The sequence below is a fragment of the Actinomadura sp. KC216 genome (assembly GCF_004348535.1).
Taxonomy (GTDB): Bacteria; Actinomycetota; Actinomycetes; order Streptosporangiales; family Streptosporangiaceae; genus Spirillospora.
Window position 1 is genome coordinate 24965 of record NZ_SMJX01000073.1, and the last position, 6334, is coordinate 31298.

Below are 6334 nucleotides of genomic sequence, written 5' to 3' on the forward strand. Positions count from 1 at the left end.
TTCAGCTGACTTCGGACTTCTCCTGCATCTGGCGCACCAGGCTCCGCGGGCGGAGATCCGTCCAATGGGTTTCGACGTAGGCCAGACAGGCGTCGCGGCTGTCCGGCCCGCAGACGGCCTCCCATCCTCCCGGGACCTCGGCGAATTCCGGCCACAGCGAGTGCTGGCCCTCGTCGTTCACGAGAACCAGGTAGCGGGCGTTCTCGTCCTCGAATGGGTTGGTCATCGTCGTCTCCTTTACTGGTTTCCGCCCGTTGCGGCGAGCGCTTCGATAGCCGGCGTCAGCACCTTGCCCATGGTGACCAAGGCGTCCGACTCGGTCATCTCGTCATGGGTGACGTCGACGAGATGAACTTGCGTCAAGGGGCTCAGGTGCCGCTGCCAGGACCGGGCGACGGCTTCCGGGTCCGGCTCCGACCGAGCCGCGATGAACAGCACGGTCTCGCCGTGGAAACGGGCCTGCTGGAGCGAAGAGGCGAGTCTCATGTTGTTGGCGCTGACTCGTAGAACCTGGGGTATGCGGGAGCTGGGGATGGCCGAGAGCCGGTTGCCCGGTTCCGCCAGCACGGACGCGACGTGGGCCAGCGGATCGTCGAAACGGCAGCCTTGGGCGTCGCAATCGTGTCCGGCCACTTGCAGCAAGGACCGCGCCGCCCATTCCTGGGTGGGCTCTATGCCGTGGTCGCTCAAGGCGGGATCCGCGTCCAGCAGGACCAAGATCACGCGCTCTCCCTGTTCCTGCAGGCGGGCCGCGAGGATCTGCGCCACGTTGCCGCCGAACGACCAGCCGAGCAGCACGTAGGGCCCGTGCGGCCGCGTGCGGCGAATCCGGTCGAGGTAGTCGGTCACCATCTCGTCCACGTCACCGGGCAGCGCCTCCGCCTCGTCGGAGAGGCCCCGGGACTGGAGTGCGTACACGCCGATCTGAGGCGGCACGTACGGCAGGAGACCGACGTAGCTCCAGCTCAGGCCGAACCCGGGATGGACGCAGAAGATGGCCGGTCCCTGGTCGGCGTGTCGCAGCGGCAGGACGACGTCGAACGCGTTGTCGTGATGCCGCTCGTCGGCTTCGGCCAGCCGGGCGGCCAGTTCCCCTACCGTCGGGGCCTCGAAGATGTCGCGGATGGTCGTCTCGGTCTTCAGCTCCCGTTGCAGGTGCTCGGCGAGCCGCATGGCGGCAAAGGAGTTGCCGCCGAGGTCGAAGAAGTCGGCGTCCATTCCGACCGACTCCAGGCCGAGCGCGTCAGCGAAGGCCTCGGACAAGACCTGTTCGTGGCGGGTGCGCGGGCGGCGTCCCGGTACGACGGCGTCGCCGGGCACCGGTAACGCGTCGCGATCGACCTTTCCGTTGGCGGTCAGCGGGAAACGGCCGAGAACCGTGATTACGGCGGGCACCAGATGCTCCGGCAACACCACCGACAACGACCGGCGCAGTTCGTCACCATCGACGACCGCGCCGGGCTCAGCGGTGACATAGCCGAGCAACCGCCGAGCGCCCACCTCACCGGCGGCCACCACCACCGCCTGCGCCACACCCGTGACGCCACGCAACGCCGCCTCGACCTCACCCGGCTCCACGCGGAAACCACGGATCTTCACCTGGGCGTCCGCCCGGCCGACGAACTCCAGCACCCCACCGGAACCCCACCGCACCAGATCACCAGTGCGATACATCCGCGCCCCGGCACCGGCAAAGGGATCCGCGACGAAACGCTCGGCGGTCAGCGCCGCACGTCCCACGTAGCCTCGCGCCACCCCGACACCGGACACGTACAGCTCCCCTACCACGCCTTCCGGGACCAACCGCAGCGCCCCGTCCAGCACATATACCGACCGTCCCGCCAACGGACGGCCGATGGGCACCGCGGAGCCGGGGTCATCTGCCGATACCCGGTGATGGGTGGTGAACGCGGTGGTCTCCCCGAGGCCGTAGCCGTTGATGAGCGCGACCTGAGGCGCCGCGGCGAGGAAACTCCGTGCGGCGTCCTGCGACACCACGTCGCCTCCGGTCCAGAGTTCGGCGAGGCCGGCGAAGTCCTGCGGGTGATGACGGGAGAGCTGGTCGAACATGCCGGCCGTGACCCACATGCGCGTCACACCGTGCTGCTGCACGAGCCGGCCGAGCTGGGGAAGGTCGATATCGCCGGCCGGGGCCAGCACGACCTCGCCTGCCTGCAGTAGCGGGACCCACATTTCGTACGCCAGCGAGTCCCATGAATGTGGCGAGTGCATAAGGACGGTGGGTTCGCGGTCGATCCAGCTCGGGTCCGCTGCCAGCTGCAGCAAGCCGGCATGTGTCACGCCCGCCGCATCGGAGGTGTGGCTGAGCCCGGCCAACTGCTCCGGATGGATCGCCGGAATGCCTGTGGAGTCACCTTCCGGTACGGGGACGTCGCTCTCGTCCACGACGACGACGGTCGTGGCGCCGCGATCCACAAATGGCTGGAAGACGTCGTGACGCGCTGAGGCCCTGTCGGTCAGGATGACCGCCGGTGCGAACTCTTCGAGTGCCGCGCGAAGGTGTTCCGAGGGTGTTTCGGGGGGCAGCGGCAGGCAGGCACCGCCCGACTTCGCCACGGCGAGAAGGGATATGACGAGCTGCGGTGAGCGTTCCTGCAATACCAGGACAGGGCTCTCGCCCTGTATCCGCGCGAGGGCCGGGTGCTTCGCCAGACCGTCGGCCCGGGTGTTGAGCTCGGCGTAGGTGAGCGCGGTGTCGGCGTGCCGCACGGCGACGGCATCCGGCTTCCGCTCAGCTATCAGGCTGATCGCCTCTCCGACACCGGTGGCGTGCCGCGGCGGCCGAGGCCGGGTTCCCGTGCCGATCGCGAGCAGGCTTTCCGCCTGCTCCGCTGCCGGCAGTGCCAGCCGGCCCACCGGTTCCGAGATCCTGCTGGAGACCTGGGTGAGCACATGCCGGAGAAGGGGGATTATCTGCTGCGCGAACTCGTCGGCGATCGACGCCTGGTGGTAGCTCAGCTGCAGGCCGATGCGCGTTTCTGGAACGATCACCAGGGCCAGTGGGTAGTCGGTCGCGTCGTATCCCTCGATGCCGATGAGGTCGAGCGACGAGGACCCTTGAGAGCCGTCGTCCTGCTGTCCGGTGGGATAGTTCTCGAAGACGAGGATCGTGTCGAACAGCGTCCGGTGGCCGGACAGTTCCTGAAGCCGGCTCAGGCTGACGTAGGGGAACTCCATAAGGCGCGCTTGCTCGTCCTGCACGCTCGCGAACACGTCGTCGGCGGGGCGGGCCGGGTGGACGTCGACTCGCACCGGCAACGTGTTGATGAACACGCCGACCGTCTCCTCGATACCCGGCAGGTCGGCCGGCCTGCCGGCGACCGTGGTCCCGAAGACGACGTCGTGCGAACCGGTGAGATGGCCGAGGACCAGGGCCCAGGCGCCCTGGAAGATCGAGTTGAGCGTCAGGCCCGCCGATCTGGCCGTTCTGGCGAGGGCGGCGGTCTCGTCTTCCGTCAGCGCCATCTCTATGCGCTTGGTGGCCTTCTCTCCGGGATGGCCCTTGCCCGCCACCAAGGTGGGGCTCTGCAGCGCCGCCAGCGCTTGGCGCCATTCGGCGGCGGCGGCTTCGTGATCCTGTTCGTTCAACCACGACAGGTAGTCGTCGTAGGGCCTTGTCGCCGGTAGGGCGCGTTCCCGTTCCCCTGCCTCGTACAGCGCCAGAAGGTCACGGACCATCAGCTGGGAGGACCAGCCGTCGAAGGTCAGATGGTGGCTGGTGAGAAGCAGCCGATGCTCGTCGTCGTCGATGCGGACCAGGACGAAGCGCAACAGCAGGTCGGCATCGAGCCGGAAGCGGTGGCTCCGCTCGGCGACGCTCAGCGCGGCGTATTCGGCCTCCCGGTCGGCCGCCGGCACCGACCGCAGGTCGCGGACGTCCATGGGCACCGGCTCCGCCGCGGCGATCACCTGTGCCGGTTCGCGGAGCCCGTCCCGGACGAACCGGGCCCGGAGGCTGGGGTGCCGCACCGTCAGTTCCCGTATCGCGTTCCGCATCCGCTCAGGGTCGAGGTCACCTCGGAGGCGGACACCGAGTTGGACGGTGTAGACGTCCTCGCCGCGCTCGTCGTAGAGGGAGTGGAACAGAAGCCCGGCCTGGAGAGGGGTCAGCGGGAGGATGTTCTCCACGGCCGGAAAGCGCGACTCGATGAGATCGATCTCTTCTTGGGTGAGGTTCGCCAGCGGAAAGTCTGAGGGCGTGTGGGCGCCGGCGGCCGTTCCGGAGACGTAGCGGGCGATGTCCGCCAATGCCTGCGACCAGTGTGCGGCGAACTCTGCCACTTCGTCGCGGCCAAGCACCGCGGATGGCCACGTCCATGTGGTGATGAGCCGCGGGCCTTCGGCGGAGTCCAGCGTCACGCAGCTGATCTCCAGCGAATGGGCCAGCGGCTGGTCCGGCCCGAAGTCGCCCTTGATCACGCCGTTGGCGTCGCCGGCGGGCTGCCAGTCGACGTCCGCCGGTTCGGGGAACCGTCCCAGATAGTTGAACGCGATCTGGGGTTGCGCGCCGGAACGCAGAGTCTCCTGAGCCGGGCCCGGGAGGTACCGCAGAATGCTGTAGCCGATGCCGTGGTCGGGAATCTCGCGGAGTTGTTCTTTCATCCGCTTCAATGCGCCGGCCACGTTCGGGCCACCGGTCGTCGCGGAATCGTCGTCGGCGGTCGACGTGTCGAGGAGGACGGGATAGAGCGTCGTGAACCATCCCAGGGTGCGGGAGAGGTCCGTGTTCGGGAAGATGTCCTCGCGGCCGTGGCCCTCCACATTCGCCAAAAGGGGGCCGTGGGTCCCGCGCCGGGCGAGCCAGCGGCCGGTCGCGACCGTCAGGCCCGCGAGCAGAACATCGTTGATATGCCCGTGGATGAATTTCGGCGCTTCACCGAGGACGGCGGCGGTGACGCCTGCGGGAACCTCCGTGGTGATGGTTTCGGCCGTGGACGCGGTGTCGACCGCGGGGTCCAGTGGACGTTGACCGATCTCGGGTTGGGGCGTCGCCGTGAGCGCCTGCCAGTAGGCGGCTTCGGCTGTTCTTTCCTGGTCGGCGGCCTCCTCTTGCAGCTGGCGTGCCCATTGGCGCAGAGGAGTTCCGACCGCCGGCAACTCAGGCTTCCGGCCGGCGGCGACGGCCTTGTACGCCGTTTCGAGATCCTGCAGCAGGATGTGCCAGGACACGCCGTCCATCGCCAGGTGGTGTATGACCAGCAGGAGCCTGCCGGGCCGTTGCCCGCGGTCGAACCACACCGCCTGCAGCATGACCCCGGTCTCGGGTTCAAGGCGGGTACGAGCCGCGCTGAGCGCCGAATCGAAGGCCGCGGACTGGGCACGCGACGTCTGGTTTCGCGTATCGATGTGGACCAGGCACGCCTCGGCGTCGACGTTGCCAGGTGCCTGGACTACGGCACTCCACGCCCCGTCCGGGTCGTTGCGGATGACCTGGAGCCGCAGCGCATCGTGGTGGTCGATCACGGCTTGCAGCGCACCGGCGAGTGCCGGCGGAGACGCGTCGGCGGGAACCTGAATGGCGAGGGACTGATAGAACTCGCGCAGGTCGCCGGTGCGTTCCGCGAGCCAGTTCATGATCGGTGTGCGGGGGACGGCACCGAGGTTGTCCGGCACCGTGCCCGCCGCCGTGTCCTTCACCTGGCCGGCGACCGCGGCCAGGCGGACGACCGTCCGGTGCCGGAAGATGTCCCGCGGCTTGATCTCCAGGCCGGACCGCCGCGTGACGGAGATCAGCTTGATGGACACGATGCTGTCGCCGCCGAGGTCGAAGAAGTCGGCGTCGATTCCCACCGACTCCAGCCCGAGCACCTCGGCGAACGCCTCGCACAGGACCCGCTCACGGCGGGTGCGCGGGCGGCGTCCCGGTACGACGGCGCCGCCGGGCACCGGTAACGCCTCGCGATCGACCTTTCCATTAGCCGTCAGCGGAAAGCGGTCCAGCACCGTGATGACGGCGGGCACCAGATACTCCGGCAACACCACCGACAACGACCGCCGCAGTTCGTCACCATCGACCACCGCACCGGGCTCAGCGGTGACATAGCCGAGCAACCGCCGAGCGCCGACCTCACCGGCGGCCACCACCACCGCCTGCGCCACACCCGCGACGCCACGCAACGCCGCCTCCACCTCACCAGGTTCCACGCGGAAACCACGGATCTTCACCTGCGTGTCCGCCCGGCCGACGAACTCCAGCACCCCATCGGCACCCCACCGCACCAGGTCACCGGTGCGATACATCCGCGCCCCGCCACCGGCAAAGGGATCCGCGACGAAACGCTCCGCGGTCAGCCCCGCACGCCCCACATAGCCC

At 68.6% G+C, this 6334-nt stretch carries 2 protein-coding genes; both read right to left on the bottom strand.

Annotated elements, in window-relative coordinates:
- Position 1: 1 nt before the first annotated feature.
- Complete coding sequence (locus E1264_RS15400; RefSeq protein WP_132173940.1) at positions 2-226, bottom strand: MbtH family protein; 225 nt, start codon at positions 224-226, stop codon at positions 2-4.
- An 11-nt stretch (positions 227-237) separates the two neighbouring features.
- The gene (locus tag E1264_RS15405; RefSeq protein WP_243710947.1) at positions 238-6219 is read right to left on the bottom strand and encodes a non-ribosomal peptide synthetase; all 5982 of its coding nucleotides are present in this window, start codon (positions 6217-6219) and stop codon (positions 238-240) included.
- Positions 6220-6334 lie beyond the last annotated feature (115 nt).